Annotated in this window: 23 protein-coding genes; 7 read left to right on the top strand and 16 right to left on the bottom strand. The window is 44.0% G+C overall.

From position 1 onward, the window contains the following. Position 1: 1 nt before the first annotated feature. The 4 genes from HXT50_RS05825 to HXT50_RS05810 form a co-directional block, all read right to left on the bottom strand. A complete protein-coding gene (locus HXT50_RS05825) occupies positions 2-1039 on the bottom strand; it encodes a hypothetical protein (RefSeq protein WP_421777113.1) in 1038 nt (345 codons plus the stop codon). A gap of 15 nt (positions 1040-1054) precedes the next feature. Beyond that, on the bottom strand, positions 1055-1603 hold the full coding sequence (gene coaD / locus HXT50_RS05820; protein ID WP_421777112.1) for a pantetheine-phosphate adenylyltransferase: 549 nt from the start codon (positions 1601-1603) through the stop codon (positions 1055-1057). A 127-nt stretch (positions 1604-1730) separates the two neighbouring features. Then, positions 1731-2060, bottom strand: a complete 330-nt coding sequence (locus HXT50_RS05815) for a DUF3039 domain-containing protein (protein WP_004105359.1) — start codon at positions 2058-2060, stop codon at positions 1731-1733. A gap of 222 nt (positions 2061-2282) precedes the next feature. After that, positions 2283-3620, bottom strand: coding sequence for a nicotinate phosphoribosyltransferase (locus HXT50_RS05810; RefSeq protein WP_174143446.1), 1338 nt, complete (start codon positions 3618-3620; stop codon positions 2283-2285). Positions 3621-3813: 193 nt separating this feature from the next. On the opposite strand from HXT50_RS05810, the gene cysS reads away from it, so the two are divergent. The 7 genes from cysS (at position 3814) to trmD (ending at position 10682) form a co-directional block, all read left to right on the top strand. Continuing rightward, the gene (gene cysS / locus HXT50_RS05805) at positions 3814-5451 is read left to right on the top strand and encodes a cysteine--tRNA ligase (protein ID WP_004105366.1); all 1638 of its coding nucleotides are present in this window, start codon (positions 3814-3816) and stop codon (positions 5449-5451) included. 75 nt (positions 5452-5526) lie between these two features. Next, positions 5527-7197 carry a signal recognition particle protein gene (ffh, locus tag HXT50_RS05800; RefSeq protein WP_004105368.1) on the top strand — a complete coding sequence of 557 codons (1671 nt, stop codon included), beginning with the start codon at positions 5527-5529 and terminating at the stop codon, positions 7195-7197. Next, positions 7194-8342, top strand: a complete 1149-nt coding sequence (locus tag HXT50_RS05795) for an endonuclease/exonuclease/phosphatase family protein (protein ID WP_004105370.1) — start codon at positions 7194-7196, stop codon at positions 8340-8342. Before ffh ends, HXT50_RS05795 begins: the two co-directional genes overlap by 4 nt. Positions 8343-8458: 116 nt before the next feature. Continuing rightward, a complete protein-coding gene (gene rpsP, locus HXT50_RS05790) occupies positions 8459-8920 on the top strand; it encodes a 30S ribosomal protein S16 (protein WP_004574047.1) in 462 nt (153 codons plus the stop codon). Positions 8921-8922: 2 nt separating this feature from the next. Then, entirely contained in the window at positions 8923-9156 is a 234-nt protein-coding gene (locus HXT50_RS05785; protein ID WP_421777111.1) for an RNA-binding protein, read from the top strand. 1 nt (position 9157) lies between these two features. Continuing rightward, entirely contained in the window at positions 9158-9757 is a 600-nt protein-coding gene (gene rimM / locus HXT50_RS05780; protein ID WP_032835294.1) for a ribosome maturation factor RimM, read from the top strand. A gap of 40 nt (positions 9758-9797) precedes the next feature. After that, positions 9798-10682 (top strand): tRNA (guanosine(37)-N1)-methyltransferase TrmD, encoded by an 885-nt coding sequence (gene trmD, locus HXT50_RS05775; RefSeq protein ID WP_421777149.1) that lies wholly within the window; start codon positions 9798-9800, stop codon positions 10680-10682. Positions 10683-11169: 487 nt separating this feature from the next. Here the strand turns inward: trmD and rsmD are convergent, their stop codons facing one another. The 12 genes from rsmD to HXT50_RS05715 all read right to left on the bottom strand — a co-directional run bounded on the left by rsmD (position 11170) and on the right by HXT50_RS05715 (position 25414). Next, on the bottom strand, positions 11170-11754 hold the full coding sequence (gene rsmD / locus HXT50_RS05770; RefSeq protein ID WP_410294749.1) for a 16S rRNA (guanine(966)-N(2))-methyltransferase RsmD: 585 nt from the start codon (positions 11752-11754) through the stop codon (positions 11170-11172). 161 nt (positions 11755-11915) lie between these two features. Then, positions 11916-13349, bottom strand: coding sequence for an MFS transporter (locus tag HXT50_RS05765; RefSeq protein WP_004105381.1), 1434 nt, complete (start codon positions 13347-13349; stop codon positions 11916-11918). Positions 13350-13409: 60 nt separating this feature from the next. Further along, positions 13410-14348: a nucleoside hydrolase gene (locus tag HXT50_RS05760; RefSeq protein ID WP_421777110.1), complete on the bottom strand. Its 939-nt coding sequence runs from the start codon at positions 14346-14348 to the stop codon at positions 13410-13412. Between the two features lie 72 nt (positions 14349-14420). Then, the gene (locus HXT50_RS05755) at positions 14421-15569 is read right to left on the bottom strand and encodes a PfkB family carbohydrate kinase (RefSeq protein WP_421777109.1); all 1149 of its coding nucleotides are present in this window, start codon (positions 15567-15569) and stop codon (positions 14421-14423) included. Positions 15570-15858: 289 nt separating this feature from the next. Beyond that, on the bottom strand, positions 15859-18297 hold the full coding sequence (locus tag HXT50_RS05750; RefSeq protein ID WP_174143441.1) for a DEAD/DEAH box helicase: 2439 nt from the start codon (positions 18295-18297) through the stop codon (positions 15859-15861). Positions 18298-18388: 91 nt separating this feature from the next. After that, positions 18389-18583 carry a 50S ribosomal protein L28 gene (gene rpmB / locus HXT50_RS05745; protein WP_004105392.1) on the bottom strand — a complete coding sequence of 65 codons (195 nt, stop codon included), beginning with the start codon at positions 18581-18583 and terminating at the stop codon, positions 18389-18391. 127 nt (positions 18584-18710) lie between these two features. After that, on the bottom strand, positions 18711-21074 hold the full coding sequence (gene fni, locus HXT50_RS05740) for a type 2 isopentenyl-diphosphate Delta-isomerase (RefSeq protein ID WP_421777108.1): 2364 nt from the start codon (positions 21072-21074) through the stop codon (positions 18711-18713). A gap of 9 nt (positions 21075-21083) precedes the next feature. Beyond that, positions 21084-22181: a diphosphomevalonate decarboxylase gene (mvaD, locus tag HXT50_RS05735; protein ID WP_101885892.1), complete on the bottom strand. Its 1098-nt coding sequence runs from the start codon at positions 22179-22181 to the stop codon at positions 21084-21086. Between the two features lie 135 nt (positions 22182-22316). After that, on the bottom strand, positions 22317-23441 hold the full coding sequence (mvk, locus tag HXT50_RS05730) for a mevalonate kinase (RefSeq protein WP_421777148.1): 1125 nt from the start codon (positions 23439-23441) through the stop codon (positions 22317-22319). A gap of 540 nt (positions 23442-23981) precedes the next feature. Next, the gene (gene rplI, locus HXT50_RS05725) at positions 23982-24428 is read right to left on the bottom strand and encodes a 50S ribosomal protein L9 (RefSeq protein WP_410294745.1); all 447 of its coding nucleotides are present in this window, start codon (positions 24426-24428) and stop codon (positions 23982-23984) included. Between the two features lie 16 nt (positions 24429-24444). Then, positions 24445-24693 (bottom strand): 30S ribosomal protein S18, encoded by a 249-nt coding sequence (gene rpsR, locus HXT50_RS05720; protein ID WP_004105399.1) that lies wholly within the window; start codon positions 24691-24693, stop codon positions 24445-24447. 139 nt (positions 24694-24832) lie between these two features. Further along, the gene (locus tag HXT50_RS05715; RefSeq protein WP_064340624.1) at positions 24833-25414 is read right to left on the bottom strand and encodes a single-stranded DNA-binding protein; all 582 of its coding nucleotides are present in this window, start codon (positions 25412-25414) and stop codon (positions 24833-24835) included. Positions 25415-25533: the final 119 nt, after the last annotated feature.

The raw sequence follows: 25533 nt of genomic DNA, 5'->3' as shown, positions 1-25533 counted from the left end.
ACTAATTCCTTTCCTCTTCATCATCGTCATACAATGATGAGCTAATGTCGTTTTGTACGTGCGCTGCAGCTCGGCGACGATCTTCTAACACTCGCTGACCCGCTTGCACGTCTTGCTCTAATTTATCTAGCTGCTGCTTTAAGCCTTCCATAACAGTTGCGCAATACTGATCCGCACCTTGCGTAAGCTTGTCTGATTTTGCTTGCGCAGTAGCGAGAATATCGCGAGCTTTCTGTTTTGCTAAAGCCGTTACGTTTTCTTGACCTGCTAAGAATTGAGCACGCTCTTGCGCCTCTTCAATTATTTCTGCAGATTGAGATTGCGCTGAGGAAACAATAGAGCTTGCTTGTGCTTGCGCTGTACGCAAACGTCGCTCTGCTTCTCGCATTAATGCAGAAGCTCGCTCCAATTGCACAGGAAGCATATCTTTCAAACGTGCTAACTGATCAACGAACTCATCGCGATCAATTTTTACCATTCCTGCAGCAAACAGAACATTCTTTGCTTCCGAAAGCGTTGCTTCCATTGCGTCAATAATGTCGTAAACTGTAGTAAATTCAGCGCGACTCTTTGAACGCACTTCATCGCTTATTGTTTCTGCAGCTACTTTTGAAGTTTCAGATTCATTTTCCTCAAAGTCGATAGCACCACCGTCTTCTCGCTCTCGTAAATCTGGAAGAGGGAAAGGAGAAAATGATGCTGGCGAAGAAGCTGCTTTGCTATTTTTCTTGTTCTTATTTGCACTATCAGCGCCATTATCTTGCACATCTTCCGCAGCAGAAACACTTCCGACTGCTGCAACAGATGACGTTTCTGTATTGTCAGCATCTGAGTCAACTAATAGGTCGCCTTCACGCGCACTTCGCACGTCGGATTGCGTTGTATTTACAACGCCGTCTTGAGCATCTTCTTCATCTGCGAGAACTGGATGCAATGGAAGCTTTTGATTGCGATCAACTTGCACTTCGCGCTCCATTGTGTCGTCTCCTTCACTAGATAATCCAGAAGTTGCGTCAGTAAGTTCATTTTTATTTGTCATCTTCTACTCTCCTGTTCAATTGTTCAGCATAGGTGAATTGTTATCTACGCCTAATGATTGTTCATTAAAAAGCTTTTTTAATAAGGGTATTACGTTATCTGGAACCATGCCAGTAACATTTCCACCATGACGAGCAACATCTTTAACCACAGAGCTTGAAACATGCTCAAGCACAGGATCAGCAGGCAGAAAAAGCGTTTCGATACCTGCTAATTTGCGGTTCACTAGCGCCATTCCAAGTTCTGCCTCATAATCACCGTTTTGACGTAAGCCTTTTACGATTACTGTAGCACCAACTTTTGTACAGTAATCAGTAATCAAACCAGCTGTTGAAGTTACTACTATTTTGCAATTGCGATTGAAACTATTCTGAGCTTGCGGCAAATTATTTATTGCTTCTTGAATAATTTTTACGCGCTCAGATTCAGGAAATAACGGAGTCTTTGCAGCATTTACCGCAACTAGCACATGTACTTCATCAAATAGATGCGTACAACGTTGTATTACGTCTAAATGGCCGGCAGTGACTGGATCATACGAGCCGGGGCACACAGCTATAGTCATGCTCTTAGATTATCACCCATTGCGCTCAGAACAAAAATATATTAATAAAATAGCGTTACTTTTATCGTTAAAGATAGAAGTAACGCTGATATTTAATATAAATTGCTTAAATACGCAACATAATTACTTAAAAATTAAACTTTCCTAATTCCTCGTATATGCGCTTGCATTCAGGGCAAACTGGGTAGTCATTTGCTTCGTGTCGAGGAATCCACACTTTACCGCACAAAGCTACTACTGGTCGACCAGTTAAGCGCGACTCTTCAATTTTGTCTTTTGACACATAGTGCGCAAAACGATCTGCATTACCACCATCATCTAGACGAGCATCTTCGTCAACTTCTGGACGTTCTAGAACAGAAGTGCTTGTGCCGGAACCAGAGTCTGGATCTGTGGATTGCGAACCAGATTCCATAACAGCATCTAACGCATTATCTGCTTCTAAAGATGAAAACATCTCGCATCCTTTCGTAACGCATTGTGTAACGAATTTCGTAGCGCACTAAAATTTAATTGAATTTTATTCGCAAAACCAAGCATAAAGCATTATCGCAACAAACACTCAAAAAGCTGTCGGAAACGCTAATCTTTACGCATGAATTATTTGCGAAAATTATTTGCGATCCTTTTGCGAATCTTATTTAGTTATTTAGTAAAGTTTAGTTTTAAAAAAATCAATTTACAGTACTTGAATTTCTGTTGGTATTGCAGGATCTCCGCGCATCAAACTTTGCGCAGCCAAAGGCAGTCGACGCAAAGCAGAAGCGCAATAATCCTGGGCACGCATAATCGCATCGTGACCCATAAACTGTTCGTCAGCTTCACCGTCGACCATGTAATCAACTAGCAGATTTTCCCACGAATCCTTAGGCTTAAACTGAGCGAGCGCAACTTCCGAACCGGAAATCACGTGTTCGCAATCAGCTACACCGCAAGAATCGCTGCTGTAATCGTATGAACGATACGCCAACTTACGTCCAGGCACAGTCGCTTTATTCTTAGAACGCTTAGCAACAGGCTGCATTACACCATCTGCACCCTCACGCTCAGTAAGCTTATAAACCATTGCGCAAGTTGGAGCGCCGGAGCCGGTTACAAGCATTGTGCCGATGCCGTAAGAATCCACAGGCGCATTTTGCAAGGAAGCAAGAGCATACTCGTCCAAATCGTTAGTAACTGTAATCTTTGTGTTTTTAGCACCCAACTCGTCGAGCTGATTCCTAACGCGACGAGCCAGAGCGCACAAATCTCCAGAATCAATACGAATTCCGCCAAGATCTGGACCTGCAACTTCCACGGCTGTCTTTACAGCTTCCTCAATATTATAAGTGTCAACAAGAAGCGTAGTGCCTTTGCCAAGAGCTGCAATTTGAGAAGTGAAAGCGTCACGCTCAGTGTCGTGAACAAGAGTGAAGCAGTGAGCTGCAGTTCCGATTGCCTTTAAACCGTAAAGTTTTGCAGCTAACAGATTTGCAGTACCTTTAAAACCGCCAATTACTGCGGCACGAGATGCAGCAACTGCAGAATATTCGTTCGTGCGGCGGCCGCCCATATCCATGCAAGGACGTCCTGCGGAAGCAGAAACCATGCGAGCTGCAGCAGACGCCACAGCACAATCGTAATTGAGAACGGAAAGCAGAAGAGTTTCAAGCAAAGTGCACTCGCCGAAAGTGCCTTCTACTTGCAAAATTGGCGAGTTAGGGAAGAACATCTCACCCTCGCGATAACCGGAAATTTTACCGCGGAATCGGAAATTTTTCAGCCATTCAATGGTTTCTGCACTAACAATTTTGCGATCACTTAAGAAACGTAAATCATCTTCCGAAAGATGGAATTTTTGCAACTCTTCCAAAATGCGGCCCATGCCAGCAACAACTCCGTAACGACGGCCTTGAGGCAAGTGGCGCGTAAAAATTTCAAAAACGCACTTGCGATTTGCGGTGCCGTCTTTAAGAGCAGCGTCGAGCATAGTGTATTCATACATGTCCGTCATAAGAGCAGATGAAATCTCAGCCATGATATTCCTTTCGTAACGAACAAAATAAAAACAGCTAGGTAATAGATAAGTAATAGATATGAATCTAATTGGATTACTAAAGCTAAATCTAAAACCAAATCGCAATAATTGTATCGCTAACTAAAGAGCCGACGTACGAAATGCAACTTCTCGAAGTCACTCTGAGTATAAAGAAGCATTTATAATAGCAATTATGCTTAATAAGAGTTTGAACGAAGAGACTGCAAAAGTTACTAAAGCCGCAGAAAACCTGCACTTATACAACACGGCTTCACATTCAACGAACACTTTCGTACCTAAAAAGCCTGGTCAAGTAGGCATGTACGTGTGCGGCGCCACAGTGCAAAGTTCTCCGCATATTGGTCATATTCGCGCAGCGATCGCATTCGATATAATCCGTCGCTGGATGCTACGTTTAGGCTACAAAGTCACGTTTGTTAGAAACGTCACAGATATTGACGATAAAATTATGAAAAAAGCCAATGAATCAGGGCAAAATTGGTGGGAACGAGCATATATTTACGAGCGCGAATTTACAAAATCCTACAATACTTTAGGGGTACTTGCGCCAACAGTTGAGCCGCGCGCAACAGGTCATATTACAGACATGGTTGAGCTGATTGAGCGTTTGATTGAGCGCGGTCACGCATATGTTATTAATGACAGCGACGGAAATCCTACTGGAAATGTTTATTTTGACGTGCCAAGTTGGGAGCATTACGGCGAATTAACGCACCAAAATCAGAACCAAAATGAAACTTGCGCAGACGAAGCCGCAGCTATTGCAGACGCAAAAGGTCCAAGCGTAGACGCTGCTGAAAACGATATTTACAATCCAACAGATCCTGCAGATGCTTCACCAGACAAACATGATCCTAGGGATTTCGCACTTTGGAAAGCACCTTGCGATTTCGATCAGCCGGATGCGCGCTGGAAAACTCCTTTTGGCGAGGGACGCCCTGGTTGGCATATTGAATGCTCTGCTATGAGCCATCGATATCTTGGCGACGATTTCGATATTCACGGAGGCGGCCTGGATTTGCGTTTCCCTCACCACGAAAACGAAATGGCACAAACGCGTGCTGCTGGCTGGGAAAGCGCTGATGTGTGGATGCATTCAGCATGGGTTACCGCAAAAGGTGAAAAAATGTCCAAATCCTTAGGAAATGGACTTTCCGTACCAGTAGTTTTGGCAAATAATTCGGCTTGGGTTGTGCGTTATGCTTTGGGAGCAGTGCAATATCGTGCAATGCTGGAGTGGTCCGACCAAGCTTTGGTGGAGTCAAAATCGGCTTACGATCGCATTATGAACTTCCTTGAGAGAGCTGGCAGATTGCTTGACAAGAAGCCAACTTGCGAAGAAGTGCACTCTGTTAACGCAGACGAGCTTCCAGAAGATTTTACTCGCGCTATGAACGATGACATTAACGTTTCTGGCGCAATCGCAGAAATATTTACTACAATTCGTCAAGGAAATGCTCTTATTGACGACTGCAGCAAAGATTCTTCACAAGCACAAAGCGAAAGCGTACAAAAGCTCATATATCTCGCTGTTTTGCAAGTGCGAGCTATGTTAGATACTTTGGGCTTGGATCCTTACGCAAAAACGTGGGCTTCGAACGATAATCAATCGTCTGCAGAAGGCTCAAATGGCAAGGAAAGCAAAGAATACTCAGCTTTGGACTCTTTAATTACTTTGCAACTTAAAGCTAGAGCAGATGCTAGAAAAGCAAAGGATTTTGCTACTGCAGATGCTATTCGCGACGCGTTAAATAACGCAGGAATTGTAATTGTCGATACTTCGCAAGGATCATCTTGGCATTTGCAATAAACGAAAGTAACGCAAAAGTATTAGTTAGCAATTGCACTAAAGTTACGTTAGCAACAACAGGTAGAATGGAAAACTATGGCAGCATTTAGTTCGTTAACAGACCGCCTTTCCAATGCTTTTAAGCATTTGCGCAGCAAAGGCAAGCTATCAGAATCCGATATTGACGGCACAATTCGCGAGATTCGTCGCGCACTTCTCGATGCAGACGTTGCGTTGGAAGTAGTACGCTCATTCACTGCTCGAATTCGCGAGCGCGCTCTTGGTGAGGAAGTTTCGCACGCTTTAAATCCAGCTCAGCAAGTTGTGAAAATTGTAAACGACGAGCTTACGCAAGTATTGGGCGCAGGTGTAGATAGGCAGCTTAATTTTGCGAAGTACCCTCCAACTGTAATTATGCTTGCAGGTTTGCAAGGTGCAGGTAAAACTACGCTTGCTGGAAAGCTAGGCTACTGGCTAAAGGATGCAGGTCATACTCCTTTGCTTGTAGCAGCAGATTTGCAACGACCTAATGCAGTCACACAGCTGCAAGTTGTTGGCGAGCGCGCAGGAGTTCCTGTATTTGCTCCAGAAAAGGGTGTGCAAACAGGTGGAAGCGCGATTTCTTTGCCATGGTTCACTAAAGGCGACCCTGTTAAAGTTGCGCGCGATTCTATTAATTATGCGCGCGAAAAAATGTATGACACTGTGATTATTGATACCGCAGGTCGTTTGGGTGTTGACGAAGAGCTTATGAAGCAGGCACGCAATATTCGCGATGCCGTGCAACCGCAAGAAGTGCTGTTTGTTATTGATGCAATGATTGGTCAGGATGCTGTTCGCACTGCTCAAGCTTTTAACGATGGCGTGAACTTTACTGGCGTTGTGCTTTCTAAGCTTGATGGCGACGCTCGAGGCGGTGCTGCACTTTCGGTTGCAAGCGTTACTGGAAAGCCGATTTTGTTTGCTTCTACAGGTGAAGGTTTGAAGGATTTTGAAATCTTCCATCCTGATCGAATGGCTTCACGCATACTCGATATGGGCGATATTTTGACGCTTATTGAGCACGCACAGAAGCAGTTCGACGAAGAAGAATCGCGCAAGGCTGCTGCAAAAATAGCTGAAGGCAGCTTTGGTTTGGATGATTTTTTGGAGCAGCTTCAGCAAGTTCGTAAGCTTGGCTCAATGAAGAAGCTTTTGGGCATGATGCCTGGAATGGCAGCTCACCGTCAGGAGCTTGAGCAGTTTGACGATAAGGAAATTGACCGAACTGAGGCAATTATTCGCTCTATGACTCCTCAAGAGCGTAGAAATACAAAGATTATTGACGGATCTCGCCGCGCGAGAATTGCTGCTGGTTCAGGTGTGAGCGTTTCGCAAGTTAATGCACTTTTGCAACGTTTCGAGCAGGCTGCAAAAATGATGAAGCGAATGAGCGGAGGCGCTGGAATGCCTGGCATGGGCGGAATTCCTGGCTTCGGTGGAGCCGGCAGTAAGTCGAAGCGCAAAGACAAGAAAGGCAAGAAGAAGGGCGGAAAGTCCGGAAATCCAATGCGCAGGGAAGCTGAAGAGCGCGCGTTGCGTGAGCGTCTTTCTGGCGAATCTACTAGCGACGATGTTGCAGGTTCTGCTTTTGCAAAGCCGCAGCAACCAAATCTTCAGAATCTTCCTGAAGGACTTAAGGAACTTATGAATTCCGAAGATGCAAATCAAGATAATCAACTGCCACCTAACTTTGGCGGCGGATTAGCTGGCTTATTCGGTCGATGATTTTAGTATTGGCGTTTTTGTGGGTTATATTTGTGCCGCTTCTTTTGTGGCAGTTGATGCGTTGGCTGCCAACAGGTGCGGATAAATATAACCCACTTCCGTATATTATTGCGCTGCTTCCACTTGCAACTTACGTTATGGGAGCACTGTTTTTGTGTAATTTTGGCGGTTTTTTGCTGTATACATGCTGCGCAGAAAAAGTGACGAAATCGCTTAATTTAGCGCAATCTTACGCGAAATCTTACGGATATTTATGTATTGCGTACGCTGTGCTATTTTTGATTTCGCTTAAGTCGCATACGCCGTACTGGTTTGCAAAATTACGTAGGTTGCACGAAAGCAGGTCGTCGCGCAAAAGCTGCAAGAAACGGCATCAAGAAATACGCGTGATGACTCTTAATTGCAGATACGGAAAAGCGAGCGCATCCGAAATAATAGAAATAACGAAAAAATATCACGTAAATACGTTACTTTTACAAGAATTAAGCGAGTCTTTAGTAAAAAATCTTGAGAAACTTGGAATATACGAAATTTTCCCAACTTCGTGCGTAGGTGCGCAAAGTGAGCATAATAACGGCGGATTCAACGCTATTTTTACGCAATATTCCGCGATTTCTACTTGCAATAATTCCGTAAAAATTGAAGCTGCAAGCGTGCCTCGCGTTACAACTTGCTTAGATTTTGGTGCAACTGAAAAAGTTGTAGTGAAATTTGCTTCTGCACATCCAAAGTCACCGATGCGTGGGTGTGCTGCTTGGAGTAATGGAATTCGCGCACTTGCGACTATTGATTCTACTTATTGCGTTGACGAATCCACTTCGAAAACTTGCGATTTAGCAACTCTTACTATTGTTACTGGCGATCTTAATTCCACAGTCGACCACCCAAGCTTTCGCTCGCTTTTGAAATACGGATTTACAGACGTTGCACTTTCGCTTGGAAAGCGTCTACGCACATGGCCTACATGGCTTAAGTGGCCAAATCTTACACTTGACCATGTGCTATTTTGCGCAAAAAACTGTAAATCTAACGCACTATGGCAAAAGAATGTAGTTGTTGACGGCACTGATCACCTAGCCTACATCGCAGCAATCGACCTACAATCACTAGATAAAAACGTCCAAGCGCGCAGGCATAATGGATAAGTTATTCGCGTGAATCGGCGCCCTCTTCCCGATCACGTGAGGAACATGTGGAAGCTCGCAAGGAGTGCCCCACACCCGAACGAAATTCCACGACTCTAGTTATAAGGAGAGCCATTTTGGCAACCAAGATTCGTCTTAAGCGATTGGGCAAGAAGTTCTATGCCTTCTACCGTGTAGTCATTTCTGATTCACGCAACAAGCGCAACGGTCAGTCCATCGAAGAGATCGGCGTTTACGATCCAAACAAGCAGCCATCTATGATTCAGATTGATTCTGAGCGCGCACAGTACTGGCTTGGCGTTGGCGCACAGCCAACCGAACCAGTGTTGAAGCTCTTGAAGATCACTGGCGACTGGCAGAAGTTCAAGGGTCTCGACGGCGCTGAAGGCACGTTGAAGACTTCTGAAGCTGGCCCAGACGCACAGGCTCGCGTTGAAGCTGTTGAAGCTGAAGCTCAGAAGCTGAAGGCCGCTAAGTCTGAAGCCGCTGCTAAAGCTAAGGCTGCAGCTGAAGCCGCTGCAAACGAAGCCGAAGAAGCCCCAGCTGAAGCTGCCGAAGCCGAGGAAAAGGCTGAGTAATCATGCTGGCTCAAGCTGTTGAACATCTCATTAAGAACATCGTAGATTTTCCAGATGACGTGTCGGTACGTTCTCACGAAAATACTCGCGGCGAATTGCTTCGAGTACGCGTGAATCCTGAAGATATCGGTCGCGTTATTGGACGCAATGGTCGTACCGCTAATGCAATTCGCATTGTTGTGCAAGCTTTGAGCAACCACAATGTGCGCGTTGACATTATGGACGTACGTAAGTGAGATGAACGTGGCATTAGACCAACAATCTTTTGACAACCCTCAGCAAAGTCGTAATGACCTGCTGAGGGTTTGTCGTATCGGTAAAGCCCAAGGTTTAAAAGGTGAAGTCACTGTACAAATTTTTACAGATGAGCCTTATGAACGTTTTGAGCCTGGAAATATATTGTGCACTGCAAACGGCGAGCGCGAGTTCGTTATTGAGAACGCAAGAACGTTCAAAAATCGTTGGATTTTACTATTCGAAGAATCACAAAATCGCAACGATGCGGAAGCACTTAATGGCACTGAATTGTATGTGCATGCAGAAGATGCGCAAGAGCTTGCTGCTGAAAATGCTTGGTATATTAAGGATTTGGTCGGTTTGCAAGCGCGTTTGTGCGAAGAAAATCAGCTTGGGCTTACTCCTAAAGTTATTGGAAAAGTCGTGGATGTGCTCGACGGCGCGCAATCGTTACTGAAAATCCGTTTAGATCATCCGATTGACGAAGAGAATAAAACAGCGCTCGTGCCATTTGTTGAAGCTATTGTGCCGGAAGTTGATGTTGCAAACGGGTATTTGACTATTGATCCTCCTGGCGGTTTAATTCCGGGGCTTTTGTAGTTTTCGTAGTTTTGTAGTTTTCGTAGTAGAGTGCCTTATGATGGACATCGATATTATTTCCGTATTCCCAGAATATTTTCGCATGCTAGACCTAAGTTTGTTAGGCAAAGCGCAAAATAATGGTTTATTGCAAATTCGCGCATACAATTTACGCAAATGGACTCACGATGTGCATCAATCGGTTGATGACACGCCGGTTGGCGGTGGCGCTGGCATGGTTATGAAGCCTGAAGTTTGGGCGGAATGCTTAGACGAGCTGCTTAACTTGCCAAAATCTGAAGTAAAAAATACGTGTGATACGTGCGATAGTTGCGATACGTGTGATAGTTGCGAAGAAGCAAAAATCGCGCCTAATAAAATAGACTCAACTAAACCAATCCTTATATTCCCGAACCCTTCTGCCCCACTATTTACGCAAAAAGACGCAACGGAATTAAGCAACGCAAATCATTTGGTGTTTGGATGCGGCAGATACGAAGGCTACGACGCTAGGATTCCAGAATATTACCGCGCGCAAGGAATTGACGTACGCGAGTATTCAATTGGCGATTACGTGCTAAATGGCGGAGAAGTTGCAGTAAGCGTTATGCTTGAGGCAATTACACGCTTAATCCCTGGGTTTATGGGAAATCCTGAGTCGATTGTTGAAGAGTCGTACACAGGATCGGACGCACTCTTGGAACACCATCAATACACGCGTCCAACTACTTGGCGAGGTATAAGCGTTCCGGAAATACTCACTTCCGGAAATCACGCCAAAGTTGATCGTTTTCGTCGAGATGAAGCTATATCTCGCACAAGCGAAATTCGACCTGATTTGATTGAAAAATTGGACTGCCACAAGATAGATAAGGCGGATCGAAGAACGCTTATGTCGCTCGGATGGGAAGTTTCTGGCGATCATCCGCGCAAAAACTTACTCTAGCAACAAAAGCCAGAAATACTCCGGCAACAGTATTGCCCTGCTAACGTTAATTACTTGTTGATTAGAGAACACTAACATTATTGCTGCCGCACGTACAACACAAAATCCCTTCACCATAACACCACCACCTGTTTAGTACGCTAACTTCAATGTACTAATATTCGTGTGGTAGAGATTTGAGATTTTTCGCACTGAGCGCGGCGAACGTCAGAGCCGCAGGCTGCTGATTCGCCAAGCGAAGAAGAAAAATCGAAAAATCTCTGCGATAGACACGGTTATTAACGATTAAACACGCAGAGTTTGGGGGATTTCTTTACGAGCACTAAAAGAGGACTGATGGAGCAACGTTCTTTAAAGAACAAAGCAGACAGCAAAACATCTAACAGCCAAAGCGACTGAAGGACGGGACGTGCGAGGAGAGAAATCCCCCAAAACTCGCGCCACAGCCTGAGTGCGAAAACAGATTGTAACGAAGCCGAAAAATAAATTAGTCGCGAGAAGACTGAATAAACAACACGGAAGTTTCTCCGTAATTACGCGTATCAAACAGCTCCCAGCCCTCAGGCATAGTCGGCAAAACACTTCGCGCGCTACGCTCCAACACAATCAACGTATCTGCAGAAACGCTCACAACTCCGCTCGCAATCATCGAAGCCAATAAACTTTCGCAATCCGCAGTTTCGTAAGCATAAGGCGGATCAATAAAAACCAAGTCAAACGCTTCGCCACTATAATCCGCAACGAACTGCTCCGCGCGCTTTCGAAGAACCCTCATAGAAAGCGCAGAATCCCAAGCCTTTGAACTCTGCAACGCTTTCGACGTACGAAGTATAAGCGCAGCTGCTTGCGAATTTGCTTCAACAGAAACAAGCTCACGCGCGCCACGAGATAGCGCTTCAACTCCGAGTGCTCCCGTGCCAGCAAATAGATCAAGTACGCGCGCATTGTGCATAACATCCCACGAATCAAGCCTAGAAAATATCGCTTCTTTTGTGCGATCTGTAGTAGGTCTCGTACACGACTGCGCTGAAGTAAGCGGCAAAGATTTAAAACGTCCAGCAATAATGTGCATACTTCTAGCTTAGCTGGAACCTGCAGACACGCACGTGGCGGCAGAAACTTTACGCGCGTGTAAAGTTTCGGTCGGCTACGCGCCAAAAAACGGCAGAAACTGTGCAGCTGTGTAAAGGAAAAGTCGGCTACGCGCCAAAAAACGGCAGAAACTTTACAATATTACTTATCCGCCGCCTTAGGATCCGGAATTAAGAACGAGCAAGCGAGCGCAAAAGCGAGCAAAACGACGCCGGCAACCATCGCAGCAGCGTATCCGCATGTTACGCCACTCAAAGACGCAACATTCGTCATCACAGCATACAAAATTGCAAAACTTAAGCCGGCTCCCAAATTAAAAGCTCCAGCATTCATACCCGGCAAGTATCCCGGATTATCTTTTGGAGAAAGCACAATACCTAAGCCATTAAGCATAATATTTGCCATGCCAGAATAGCTCACACCTACCCACACTGAAAACAGCACCAAAGCCCAAGCAGACGGCATATAAGCAACATACACACCAAAAGCAACACAAATCATGCTAAACGCAATTCCAATACGCAACACAAGCCTGTACCCGTAATTTGCAGCGAGCACGCCCGAAATAGTGCCAAACAATAGCCCAATAATTGCGTAAGGAGTAAGAGTTACGAAACTTACCATATTTGTGCCAATATTTGCACCAAACTTACTATCGTTAGCAAGCTTTATCACAACGCCATTTATCAAAGCAAACACGCCAGTCATTGTCAATAAAGTGCACAAAAGCAAACCCCATGTACGACGCTGCTTCATATATGTTGTAGAAACCAGCGGAGCCGCGCTTAAAACTTCGATTTTCCAGAATATTGCGAAAAACAGCACAGCAACAAGCACAAGAATAAGCACCATAAGCCAGTTAGATTTAGCTAGTTTATTACTAAGTTCATTAATAGAAAGATATATTGCAAGAAACGCAATTCCGAGCGTTACAACTCCTAGCCAATCCATTCTGCTAGTAGCATCCGAGCGAGATTCATCAGCTAAAACAATAATCATAATAACAGCAATAGTTGCGATTGAAGCCATAATCCAGAAAACAGAACGGAATCCGTATTTACTGGCAAGCCAACCACCTAATAAAGCATCAAATCCAGCAATACCGCCATTTACAGAACTTAATATTGCCATCAACTTTGCGTAACTTTTTTCTTGCCGTACGCGCACGCGCAACATAATTAAGCACATTGGCAATACAGGACCGGAAGCACCTTGCAAAATACGCCCAAGCATAAGCATATTAACGTCTTGAGCTAGCGCAGAAATAATGCTTCCAAAAAGAGTTGAGATAAGAATTCCGGAAAGTACTTTTTTACGCCCAATTAGATCAGACAATCGCGGCAAAAATAGCGAAAATAATGCTGCAGCAGTAAAGAATATTGTTTGCGTTAAAGCGATTTGAGTATCTGTAGTATGAAGTTCTTTTGACATCGTCGTCAATACTGGCGAAAGCATAGAAACGTTTAGCTGGAACGCAAAGATAGCAGCAAGAAACGCCACCATTAACGCCAAAACGGAACGTCCACCCTTATCTAGCATACGCGTAGAAAATGTTGGAGATTCAACCTCAGCCATAATCTAACCTCCGCTTAATTACGTAAAGTCATTCAAACGTCATTCAAAAGTCACCAACAATCATCCAATGCGCTTAATCGCATCTATAATCAAATTCCAGAATTTATCGAAATCAAGTTTTGTAGCAACTTGCGTATGGCATTCTTCTTCAGAAGGTTCAGTGCCACGCAAATCTGCAACGGTCATGCCAAGAGTTAAGCCACTGTTTATTTCAACATCAAGTGGGCAACGCCTTGTGCTAATAACACTTTTATCGATCAAATAAGCGACTGTGCAAGGATCATGCACTGGAGGATCAACAAAATCTTGATTATTCTTATAAGCTTTACGGAAGTAATCCATAAGATCGCAAGCAAATTTGGAAACAGGCGTTCCAATAGAATTAATTTTCTTCTGTATCTCTAAAGTGCACAAAGCTTGGTGAGTTAAGTCTAAGCCAACCATCGTAACTCGCCAATTTTCATTAATCACAACATGCGCAGCTTCAGGATCTGTCTTAATATTAAACTCAGCAACAGCACTACAATTGCCGCTATGATAGCCACCACCCATAAGAACTACTTCTTTAACGCGGCTGACAATTCTAGGCTCCAATCGCACAGCCATAGCGATATTCGTAAGAGGTCCGGTTGGTACAAGCGTAATCGTGCCAGGCTCATGGCTCATAATTGTGTCAATAATCCAGTTAACAGCATGCCCTTTATCCAAAGGTTTAGTTGGCACTGGAATATTTGCTCCGTCTAATCCTGTTTCTCCATGAACAGCAGCAGCAACTTTTAGAGGACGAACCATAGGACGGTCGCATCCGGCATGAACTGGAATATTAGTTGCATGAGCTATTTCTAGAGTTGCTCGAGCATTGTATGTTACTTTTTCTAGGCTTTGATTTCCACCAACCGTAGTTACGCCGAGCAAATCGATACTAGGATTGCCAACAGCTAATAAAATTGCCATCGCATCGTCATGACCAGGGTCACAATCTAGGATGATGGAAGTCATACTAACTCCTTCATAAGCACATGTATTTTGGAAGCAAATCGTGACGAATGCACTTCGCATAAGAACGCAAAATTAAGCATGCTCATGAATATTCGTCATGCGTTGAGAAATAAGTTCTGGATTAAACGACTCATGTACAGGCTGCATAGATTCAGTATTCAAAGCTGCAGCAGCAACCGCAAATCTGCCAGTTTTTGAAGAATCAAATTCGTTATATCGCGCGTAAATAAGCGCCGCAGTAGCAGCATCGCTAGAACCGTTGTCGTTGCCGACTGCTTTAACACCAACATTGCTATTTCCGCGAGTTAGCATCATTCTCTGGACGCGCTTGACTGGGACAGGATAGAACGACACTCCCTCATCTGCAACACCATAAGCAACTCCTGCGCGACCGGCATTTACAAATACACGTTTTACTCCACGCTTGAGAAGCACATTCGCACAGCGAATTGCAGAACGCTCGTCAACAGCATTAATGCCAGTTAAAGCCTGCGATTCAGCAGTATCTAAAATAAGAGTGTCAATACGAGACAATCTAGAAAGCACTCGAGGAGCTTTTGCATCCGTAACTGCACGAACAACAATAGGACGGCGATAACGGTCACATAGCCACTCAATTGACTTTTGCGGAATATTAGTATCCAACACCAAAATATCAGCATTTTCAATAATAGACATACGCTCATGCAAAAAATCAGGAGTCATGTGATCGTAAATACTCATATCGTCTAAAGCAAGCAAACGCTGACCAGAAGCGTCACCAACATACATGTACGAAGCAGTCATCGACTCAGGAAGTTGCTTCGCATAACCAATATCTAAGCCGTTTGCAGCAGCATCAATGCGGAAAAGTTCTCCGTTGTGATCGCCACCGTACACAGAAACCATGCTTGTGCGAATATTAAGACGCTCCAACGCGACTGCAATATTCCTTCCAACACCGCCTAGCATGTAGCGCACGTGGGAAGCATTAGACGTGTAATCCATCAAATCTCCGCAAGCAATGCCAAGAACATCCATGCTAATTCCGCCAACAACAGTCACATAACTTGGAGGAGTAACAATATATCCCTTACCTCGTAAATATCCTTTGCGAATTAAATTGGAAATATGAGCGGCCACACCTGAACGAGTAATTCCTGCGAGATTTGCAAGTTCCTGCTGGCTAATCATCGGGTTTTGTTGAATCCAAGTCAAGATTTGTTGTTCGCGTTCAGTCATTGTCGCCTCATCTCTATTGTGATTACAAATGATGCCTACTATCTAGGATATTCACAATTCTCATAATATGCACGTAAATTTATGTAATTTTGTTGTTTTTTTATATTATATCTAACAAAAGTTGATATTAATTATCAATTAAAAATAGTTTCTTACAGTATTTTTTACTAAATTAAGTGCATAAATATGCAATAATTTTTTCTTTATACTTTTCTTTATAGGATATTTTATTCATACAATATTTTAATTTTATAAGATATTTTGCGAGCAAATTCAGAACTTTAGAATTTTAATTGCTTACGATTTGCGTACTTCCGCCTCTCGTAAAATCAAGCACTGCACCTGCAAGATACGGCAACGAAACAAGATGAGCGTCTTTTTGCAAAGTCTCCAACGCATCTTCACGAGCCATAGCGATAATCTTTGCATCCTTAACAACTCGCAAAATCTTCAAACTCGAGCGACCACCCGACTGCTTATCGCCAAGAACATCGCCAACATTGCGCAATTCCAAATCTTTTTTAGCAATTACGGCACCATCTAGCGAATTTTCAACAACTTGCAAACGTTCTTGAGCAAGACTTCCATCCTCAGTTTGCGCAACCAAAAATGCCCAAGAATTCGTGCCACCACGCCCAACACGTCCACGCAACTGATGCAATTGTGCAAGGCCAAAACGATCCGCGTCAAAAATCACAATGCAACTCGCTTGAGGCACATCAACACCGACCTCAATAACCGTTGTAGCAACAAGAACTTGCACATCTCCGCGTGCAAAATGTTCCATCGTTTCGCGTTTTGTAGCATCATCGTCGCGACCAGTAAGCTTAGCAAAAGTAACGCCTTTAAATTGCGGCAAAGCTGAAAGCCGCTTCAAAATGCCGTTAACTGTGTGAAGTTTACGCAAAGAATCTGCGCTATTTTCTTCAGATTGATTAGATTGCACAGATTGCGAAACATCTTCAAAACCTTCAGATTCATCGCTATCAAAATCCCTAGCAGAAGCACTACCAGAATCCCTACCAGAATCCCTACCAGAATCCTCATTAAAATCATCATCAATATGCGCGCAAACAACATACGCACGCTCACCTGCATCAATGCGAGCACGAATATGCGCAAACATTCTCGCCATAGTATTCGCATCCGATTCTTGTACAACAAAAGTGCGAATAGGTTTTCTGCCTCCAGGCAATTCAGTTAAATATGAAGCATCCAAATCACCGAACCACGTCATAGCAGCAGAGCGCGGAATAGGCGTTGCAGTCATTACTAAAAGATGCGGTGTAAAAGACTTTTCAGCACTATCATGCGGATCTACACTCATTTTGCGTAACAAAACATCGCGCTGCTCAACACCAAAACGATGTTGCTCATCAATAATTACCAAAGCTAAATTAGTCGGCTTAAAAGTCGACGAGAACGCTGCATGAGTTGCAACAATAAGCGAAGGCTCCCCACTTGCAACACTCGCTAGCGCACGTCTGCGATCCGCAAGTCTCATGCCGCCAGTTACTACGATTACAGGCACTTTTAGATTCGCGCGCGCAATCATTTGGCGCAAATTTTCGGCATGTTGAGACGCCAGAACTTGAGTAGGAGCCACAAGCACAGCCTGATATCCTGATCCAACTGCCTCAAGCATTGCAGCGAGCGCAACAACTGTTTTTCCGGAACCAACTTCACCTTGAAGCAAGCGACGCATCGGATGGCGCTCACGCATGTCACGTACAATCTCATCAATTACATCTTTTTGACCTGCAGTAAGCTCAAACGGCAAACTTTCCACAAATTCATTTCTTATAAGAGAATTATTACAGGATTTTGCTTGATTATCTTTAGAATCTTCACGAGATCGCAATACAGCTACTTGGGAAATAAAAGCTTCTTCATAGCGCAACGAGTCAACAGCTTTGTAAAATTCGTCAACTGATTGCGGATTATGAATTGAGTATATTGCTGACGCTCTAGTCATGAGGTTACGTTTTTTTAGCACTGATTCAGGCGTAATGTTTGGGATTTGCAGGGATTCAGTAGTGCAAGTTGCGGAATCTTTAGAATCTGCGGAAGCTGCGGAAGCTGCGAAATCTTCAGAATCTTTAGAAAGTGCAGAAAGTATAGAAAGTATAGTTTCGTGAATATGCTCACTAGAGATTCGCGAATTTGCATGATACACGGGCATAGGAGCACTCATACGCGCCAAACCATCTTCCACACTTCTTACAGTATCGCGAGATTGATGTAAGCTATCGCTTTCTTCTACAGCAGATACGGTTAAAATTTGAGGATGCGTAAATTGCAATTTACCATTAAAAGCACTAGACGTGCCGCCAACAACAACCATTTCGTCAACATGCATCTTTGCAGAAAGCCACTGAGCGTATTGACGATTTTTAGAAAAATAAATAAGTTGAGCTACTGCTTGCATATCTTGCAAAACGTTAATTTCGATTCTAAAACCGCGACGAGCGTTCATAGGCACAACGTTAATTGACTGAACTTGCGCATAGAAAGCCACTTCTTCGCCAATTTTTACATCTTTTAAGTTCGCAATTCTCAGTGGACTTGTAACTCTAAACGGGTAGTAAGTTAACGCGTCTTCAACTGTGACTATGCCCAAAGATTTTAATGCAGAAACGCGTCGCTTATTGCTGATTATCGCAGAAAGCGAAGTATGCATTTTGGCTGAGTTCGTGGGCGTATTTAGCATATTTCGATTATAAATCATCCGCAATCAGGAATATAACGTGCGCGCGAAAAAATATGCAAATACAAAAAAGCCCCGAGCACTGCTCAGGGCCTTACATTTAACACGCGATTCACGCCTCAACGCGCTGAACCTTGCCTGCCTTAATGCATTTTACGCACACACGAAGGCGAACGTTTTCGCCATCAATGGTGGTGCGAACCGGCTGAAGGTTCGGGCGGAAGGTGCGCTTATTGCGAATGTGCGAATGTGAAACGCTGAAACCGGTCTGCGGTCCCTTGCCACATACTGCGCAACGAGCTGCCATAATGGACTCCTATTTTCTTTGACTTGCAAGTCTTGCGTCATTCAAACACACGAACTACTTACGCAAATTACTTACGCACATTGCATAAACAAATAAGCACGCTTGAACGCACAACTACACAAGTATATCACTTACCAAGACAATCCGCACGCACAAACTCAGTCTTTTCTTGTAAATCCTTAACTGTCTTGCATCCAAGAAGCGCCATAATCACCCTAATTTGCTTCTTCCAGTTATCAATTTGCAAAGAAAGCGCGTCCTCACCTTCATGCATAAGCGTATGCAAAAACTCGCCAGCGACACCAACTGCCGAAGCGCCCAAAGCCAACGTGCGCACAACATCCAAAGGCGTGCGAACTCCTCCACTTGCGAAAACTTCCATATTTTTTAACGAATCACACTTGCGTATGTCAACCAGCGACTCAACAGTAGTAAGACCCCAATCAGCCAAATAATCACAGTCGCCTAAGTTCCTGCGAGCATTCTCTATTGTTACAAAATTAGTTCCACCACGACCAGAAACATCTACAGTGCGCACTCCAACATCTTTAAGACGCTGAACATCTTTAGCAGAAATTCCGCATCCAGTTTCCTTCACAATCACAGGCACTTTTAGAGCTTCACACGCACTGACAATAGACTCAATATTGCGCAACCAATTTCGAAAATCGCGATCGCCTTCTTGCATAACCAACTCTTGTGCAGCATTTAAATGCACTTGTAACGCATTCGCATGAATCATGTTTACAGCACGCAATGCATCAGACGCGCTAGTTCCAGCGCTAACATTTGCCATCACAAATCCGTGTGGATTTTCGCTTCTTATGACACTGAAAGTGCTGAGTAAAGTTTCGTCTCGAAGAGCAGCACTCAAAGATCCACTCGCCATAGCAACAGAATTTTTTGCAGCAACTCTAGCAAGACTTGCATTCACTTTTTTAGCAGCATCACTTCCGCCTGTCATTGCGTTAATATATATCGGCGAGCACCAATGCACAGAATCGCATACTTCGCTTCCTAGCACGCTCACGCTAGCGTCAATTTCTTCAAGCGCGACTTGCGGCAAAGCATTCGGCACAAAACGCACTTTGTCAAAATCTGAATCTGCACGAGTTTTATACTGCTTGTCCGCAAGCGCAATATGCGCGTCTTTTCGGTTTTGTATTATGCAAGATTGAGCAGATTGCATATTAAGCTCGTTACGCTTAGCAAACGCGTCTAATACAATATTTTCAGAAGGCTTACCAGTTCCAAAAATTTCCGTAACATCAATATTCAATGGCTTTATTCCATTGGCTTCCCAAGTAGATTTCATAGTTTCAATTACATTATTGTCATAAATTGTCGACAGCGCAATTGCGCAATCTCCTCCGCCTGCACCGCTAGTTTTTGCAGGAATACCGGCACAAGTCGCAATTTCAATAAATTTTGTAAGTTCACGCGTTTCGATAACAGTTCCAGTAAGAGCACTTAATTTTTGCAACAACGCACGATTTTGAGCAAAACCGCTATAGATTTCGCTTATTTCAAACTTTTCAATTGCGCGCGCAAGTTTTTGCACGCAAATCTCACTTTGTTTGCAAAAATCTTCGTAAGTAAAAGATTTAATTTTTTTGTCAAAAGCACTAGTTTCGACGTTACTTTCAACGTTATTTTCAGCGTTACTTTCAACGCTACTTTCCGTACTAGTTTTAACGCTACTTTCTACGCTACTTACTAGCTTTGCGCTAGACGCAGGAGAACCAGTCCAGCCGACTAAAAGTTTTAGCGACTTATCTACGTTTAAACGCTTAACTTCCAGTCGCGGCCACTTTTTGTGCAACAACTCACTGAAATCAGAGCATCCGGATTTTACTAGCGTAAGCTCAGCTTCAAGCCACTCGCGGTTATACGCGCGATACATAATCCAACCGCCATAAGAGCTGGCAGCAACGTCTCCACCGCTTCCGGATTTTTTAACACTCGACGACGCAATTAACGCTAACTTGCAAATTTCTGGAGTCGAAAGATTCAAATCATACCATTTACACAACGCACGAATAACTGCGACAGTTACTGCAGCAGAAGATCCAAGACCGTATTTTCTACCGGTTTTTGCGTCATCAAGTTCGCTAGAAATATGCACATTGTAACTTTTTCGGTTAATATTTGGCGCACATTCCTCACTAGCATAAGCGTCGACTACACTCATTGCTGCAAGCACATAAGCATATTTTCCGTCGTTTTGTATTTCAATACTTCCGTCGGATGCACGCGACCAAAGAAGCGGTTTATATTTTTCGCCATCTGAGGTAATCACACCACAATAATTTCTGCTACTAGGCGCATTTTTCTGCAAATTTTCGCGTAACTCTTCGTTTAAAGTTTCATCACTTACACTAACCGTCACATAACGATTAACAGCAGCAACAATTGCAGCACAGCCGTCAACAACAGCATACTCGCCCGCAATATAAAGCTTTCCTGGGGCACTAGAGCGCACTTGAGTCATATTATCCGCCTATTTTAAACTCGTACTCACCGTCACAGTGTCACCTGGCAGCGCAATCGCAAATTTCGGCTCGCAATATTCTGTATTACAAAAAACGCTAGAATTACGCAAACCATCTTCAACTCGCGAGCGCAACTGACACATCGCACGATAAGCATCATCTCCAGAAGTAAGCACCTTCACATTCGGACCAGCATCCATCGTAGACCACACCAGCCAACCATCTTTTCGCATATTTTTAACCGCTTCAAGCACAATATGCGTGCTACTAGTCAAATAATTCACCGATGGAACAGCATTATGCATAGTTTCGTGCATTCCAAAAGCATTGCGTTCAACAACCTCACCCAATTGCTCAATATCTGCTCGCTGAATTGCGTTTTTAGCAATTTCAAGGTCGTCCTTCGACTGCTCAACCCATTGCATATACGTTGGCGAAGTTTCAACCGTTCTGCGCATTGCTTCTCGGCTAGAAATCGGCTTTTTGCTATCGTCCAAAGTGACGACAATCATAGCAAGGTTTAAATTTTTAAGCGCAACTTGTGCGTTTTCAATAGGCTCTGCATAAGACGTTTCGTCGTCGCAACCTGCATGCCAAATTGAAAGTCCTCCAAAAATCGAACGACAAGCTGAACCAGAACCACGTCTTGCAAGTCTAGAAAGTTCTCGTGGAGTTAGGTTTAATCCAGCAGCGTACGAGGCAGCAGACGCAAGAGCTGCAAAACCAGACGCACTCGACGCAAGACCAGCAGCAGTTGGCACAATATTATGCGAAATAACGCTTGCTTTCATTGAAATTCCTGCAATTTCACGCACCAAATCGAGCATAGCGACTACGCGACGAAAAGTTTTGGCAGACGGCGAAATCTTTTCATTATCTAAAGTAAAAGTATCTTGTTCAAGATTATTCGCAAAACTTACGCTTGTAGTTGTAGACAAATCCGAAAGGGTGAGCGAAAGCGAGGAAGTATAAGGCAAAATCAGCTTTTCATCGCGCTTACCCCAATACTTAATCAGCGCAATATTCGCGTTTGCTTTAGCAAAAGCTGAGTTGGGTGAAAGACTAGCGTCAAACGTTATTTTTGGCTGAATTTCAACATTTTGCATGCTGTTCCTCTTGCGGCAGATAAGTAATTCTCGTTTGTTAATGTGCTAAGCAATATTTTAGCAAAACAGTGCGCACAAGCTTCTTTTCTTTAAACAACTGTAAAGTTTATGCTACATTTCAAGTAAAAATAAGATTCAATTTATTGCAGAATCACCTATATTTACAACCCACGTATCGCAAGCACCGGCATTTTTAAAAGCTTCACTCACTCGCTTAGCAACATCCTCACTATCAGCCAGCGCAATGACACATCCTCCACCACCTCCACCGGTAAGTTTTGCACCCAACGCGCCATGCTGACAAGCAGCATCTACCAAGGCGTCAAGTTTTGCAGTACTTACGCCCAAATCCGCCAAAATACGGTGTGCGAAAGTCATTTGCTTACCCATATTTTCAATACGACCAAACGCCAAATCATCTTCTGCAACAGCCGCAATCTCCCCCAATTTATTGAGCTGCGCTCCAACTTCAACAGGATTCGATTCTAAACGAGAACGTAAAGCTTCAACTGTTTCGCGAGTCATTCCTTTGCATCCAGAATCCGCCAAAACAAGCCACGCACGCATGTTAATTTCCATGCGATCAAAACAGCCACGACTAAAACGCACAGGCCAGGAAGCAGCAGTTGCAGTGGCATCCAAGCCTGAAGAACGTCCGTGAGCCACACACTCAGCAGTCTGCGTCAACTTAAAAATCTCATCATTGCTAGCTGCAACGCCATAATAGTCAAGAATCGCACGAATTACAGCACCAGCAGCTGCCGCAGACGAACCAAGACCTCGTTCTGCTGGAAAATCAGACTCGGTAAAAATGTGCAAATTCTCACCGTTCCACCCTGCAAACTCTAGCGACGCGCGAATTGCTGTTCGTATGCTATTAAAGCGCGTAGGAATTTCGGAAAGTTTGCCAGTAAAGTCAAGGCATGAAAGAGTTATATGTGAATCGAGATTCGTCGTAGATGCTAAAGATTCGCTTGATGTAGAAGATAAAGATTCACACGAAACAGGTGCTAAAGATTCATTGCAACTAGTTACAACAGCGCGCATACGCAAGTTTTTAAGCGGCAAAGCTATTGCAGAATGGCCATAAACCACGGAATGTTCGCCAAAAAGAATAACCTTCGCGCAAGTTTCGCCATAACCTTTGTGATTGCTGTATTTTATTGCGTTTTCAAGATTTGCGCTTACGGAATTTTTACAAGCATACTCTTCGTCATTGCGAATAGCAGATATGTTGGCATCTTGCGCTTTTGCGTTCATACTAAGCTCGTCAGCCAGTTCATATTTGCTTTCCAGCACAGTTTGCATCTCCTTTATAATTTCGCAATTTTCCAACTGTTCTAATTTAGTCGAGTAAAACTTAAAAAACTACGTTACGCACGTGACACTTACAACACATTCACATTTGGAAAACGGCAGAAACTTTACACGAGTGTAAAGTTTCGGTCGGATTAAAGCAATAAAACAGCAGAAACTGTGCACGCTTGTAAAGAAAAAGTCGCAAAATGGCAGAAAAACGGCAGAAACCTTACACGAGTGTAAAATTTCGGTCGGATTAAGGCAATAAAACGGCAGAAACTTTACACGCTTGTAAAGAAAAGGTCGCGCGGGGAATAGAAATGTAAAACCGACCAGCGCGCAGCAATAAAAAAACTCTGCGCAGCATCGCAATGAGAAAACTCAATACAACGCAAACGCAGAGTTAATGCTTAAGTTCAATCCACATGTATTACAAGCAGAAAACCACTAAAAGCAAGAATCTGCTTGCTGCAACATGTTTTGTAAAATTCACAAAGCTACTTACTCAGCCACAACCTTAACAGTGAAGGAAGCGGTGATTTCCGGATGCAACGTTACGGTTGCTGGGAACTCACCAGTGGTCTTAATAGTAGCAACCTTAATTGCGCGAGCCTCAACTTGAGCCTTGGAAGCCAAAGCAGCAGCAATCTTATCGGCAGGAACGCCACCGAAAAGCTTGCCGGATTCGGAAACCTTAGCAGAAAGCTCCACAACGGTGCCTTCAATCTGAGCCTTAGCTGCAACTGCCTCTTCACGAGTGGCAACAGCCTTGGCAAGACGAGCGCGACGCATTGCTTCAATCTGGGAAGCAGCACCCTTGTTCCATGCAAAAGCAAGACCCTGAGGAATCAGGTAGTTGCGTGCATAGCCAGCCTTAACTTCAACAACGTCACCAGAGTGACCGAGGTTGGCAACAGTCTTGGTAAGAATAACCTTGGTTTCAGCCATATTCCTATCCTCTCAATCAGCGACCGGTAGTGGCGTAAGGAAGCAAAGCCATTTCGCGAGCATTCTTCACTGCCTTCGCGATCTTGCGCTGTTCCTGCACGGTTACGCCGGTGATACGACGGGAACGAATCTTGCCGCGGTCAGAAACGAACTTGCGCAGCAAAGCAACGTCTTTATAATCAATTTCAGTAATCTTGGCAGCCTTCAAAGGATTTGGCTTCTTTTTGAAAGGCTTGACCGGTGGTTGCGGCCTTTTGCGTGACATAAGATGTCCTCTCTCAAATCCGTTATGCTTTTTGTTTGCATAACATGTAACTGATGATGTATTTATAAGGATTAAGTAAGCGCGTAAATAAGTGCATAAATAAACAAATAAATACGCTATCTATAGCTCAACTAAAACGTTAGAACTCAGGTTCTTCAGAATCGCCACCAAAATCAGAATTGGCACCGAAAGTTGAAAAACTATCGTTTGTTGGCGCAGCAGCACTCCACGGATCAGCCGCTGAAGAACTTGCGGCATGCTGAGAAGCGGTCTGGCTAGCAGCATAATTTGCTCCGCCAGCATAACCTGCACCAGCAGCATTTGCTGCACGCGAGCCACCAGCAAAACCTGTTGAAGAGCTTTGGCGGTTAACTTGCGCAGTTGCATAACGCAAAGATGGACCAATTTCGTCAACTGTAAGTTCAACAACTGTGCGATTCGAGCCGTCTTGCGCTTGATACGAACGCTGCGACAACCTGCCTTGAGCAATCACGCGCATGCCTTTAGAAAGGCTGTTTGCACAATGTTCTGCCAAGTCTCTCCACGCTGAGCAACGCATAAATAATGCAGGCCCATCCTCGAACTGATTCGTATTACGATTAAACGTTCTAGGTGTGGATGCAATGGTAAAGCTCGCAACAGAAGCACCGTTGGAAAGTGCCCTTAATTCAGGATCCGAAGTGAGATTTCCCACGACGGTAATAATTGTTTCACCTGCCATATCGTGCCTTTTCTTTCTCGCTTTACTCGTAATCGCATGTTAGTTAGCAATTACTGGCAATTTTGTGCGCAACTTATGCGCGGTTGTTTACGTATTTATTTAGCTTAACTAGTTTTTAT

The sequence above is a fragment of the Gardnerella sp. KA00243 genome, assembly GCF_049244105.1.
In the GTDB taxonomy this organism is placed as follows: Bacteria; Actinomycetota; Actinomycetes; order Actinomycetales; family Bifidobacteriaceae; genus Bifidobacterium; species Bifidobacterium leopoldii.
The sequence above is the reverse complement of the archived record's forward strand: the minus strand, read 5'-3'. Positions and strand labels throughout refer to the sequence as shown.

What these genes read in the sequence shown, in the direction of transcription:
- HXT50_RS05825 (WP_421777113.1), bottom strand. Translation starts at nt 1,039, where the DNA reads ATGACAAATAAAAATGAACTTACTGACGCAACTTCTGGATTATCTAGT.
- coaD (WP_421777112.1), bottom strand. Translation starts at nt 1,603, where the DNA reads ATGACTATAGCTGTGTGCCCCGGCTCGTATGATCCAGTCACTGCCGGC.
- HXT50_RS05815 (WP_004105359.1), bottom strand. Translation starts at nt 2,060, where the DNA reads ATGTTTTCATCTTTAGAAGCAGATAATGCGTTAGATGCTGTTATGGAA.
- HXT50_RS05810 (WP_174143446.1), bottom strand. Translation starts at nt 3,620, where the DNA reads ATGGCTGAGATTTCATCTGCTCTTATGACGGACATGTATGAATACACT.
- cysS (WP_004105366.1), top strand. Translation starts at nt 3,814, where the DNA reads ATGCTTAATAAGAGTTTGAACGAAGAGACTGCAAAAGTTACTAAAGCC.
- ffh (WP_004105368.1), top strand. Translation starts at nt 5,527, where the DNA reads ATGGCAGCATTTAGTTCGTTAACAGACCGCCTTTCCAATGCTTTTAAG.
- HXT50_RS05795 (WP_004105370.1), top strand. Translation starts at nt 7,194, where the DNA reads ATGATTTTAGTATTGGCGTTTTTGTGGGTTATATTTGTGCCGCTTCTT.
- HXT50_RS05785 (WP_421777111.1), top strand. Translation starts at nt 8,923, where the DNA reads ATGCTGGCTCAAGCTGTTGAACATCTCATTAAGAACATCGTAGATTTT.
- rimM (WP_032835294.1), top strand. Translation starts at nt 9,158, where the DNA reads ATGAACGTGGCATTAGACCAACAATCTTTTGACAACCCTCAGCAAAGT.
- trmD (WP_421777149.1), top strand. Translation starts at nt 9,798, where the DNA reads ATGGACATCGATATTATTTCCGTATTCCCAGAATATTTTCGCATGCTA.
- rsmD (WP_410294749.1), bottom strand. Translation starts at nt 11,754, where the DNA reads ATGCACATTATTGCTGGACGTTTTAAATCTTTGCCGCTTACTTCAGCG.
- HXT50_RS05765 (WP_004105381.1), bottom strand. Translation starts at nt 13,349, where the DNA reads ATGGCTGAGGTTGAATCTCCAACATTTTCTACGCGTATGCTAGATAAG.
- HXT50_RS05760 (WP_421777110.1), bottom strand. Translation starts at nt 14,348, where the DNA reads ATGACTTCCATCATCCTAGATTGTGACCCTGGTCATGACGATGCGATG.
- HXT50_RS05755 (WP_421777109.1), bottom strand. Translation starts at nt 15,569, where the DNA reads ATGACTGAACGCGAACAACAAATCTTGACTTGGATTCAACAAAACCCG.
- HXT50_RS05750 (WP_174143441.1), bottom strand. Translation starts at nt 18,297, where the DNA reads ATGATTTATAATCGAAATATGCTAAATACGCCCACGAACTCAGCCAAA.
- rpmB (WP_004105392.1), bottom strand. Translation starts at nt 18,583, where the DNA reads ATGGCAGCTCGTTGCGCAGTATGTGGCAAGGGACCGCAGACCGGTTTC.
- fni (WP_421777108.1), bottom strand. Translation starts at nt 21,074, where the DNA reads ATGACTCAAGTGCGCTCTAGTGCCCCAGGAAAGCTTTATATTGCGGGC.
- mvaD (WP_101885892.1), bottom strand. Translation starts at nt 22,181, where the DNA reads ATGCAAAATGTTGAAATTCAGCCAAAAATAACGTTTGACGCTAGTCTT.
- mvk (WP_421777148.1), bottom strand. Translation starts at nt 23,441, where the DNA reads ATGAACGCAAAAGCGCAAGATGCCAACATATCTGCTATTCGCAATGAC.
- rplI (WP_410294745.1), bottom strand. Translation starts at nt 24,428, where the DNA reads ATGGCTGAAACCAAGGTTATTCTTACCAAGACTGTTGCCAACCTCGGT.
- rpsR (WP_004105399.1), bottom strand. Translation starts at nt 24,693, where the DNA reads ATGTCACGCAAAAGGCCGCAACCACCGGTCAAGCCTTTCAAAAAGAAG.
- HXT50_RS05715 (WP_064340624.1), bottom strand. Translation starts at nt 25,414, where the DNA reads ATGGCAGGTGAAACAATTATTACCGTCGTGGGAAATCTCACTTCGGAT.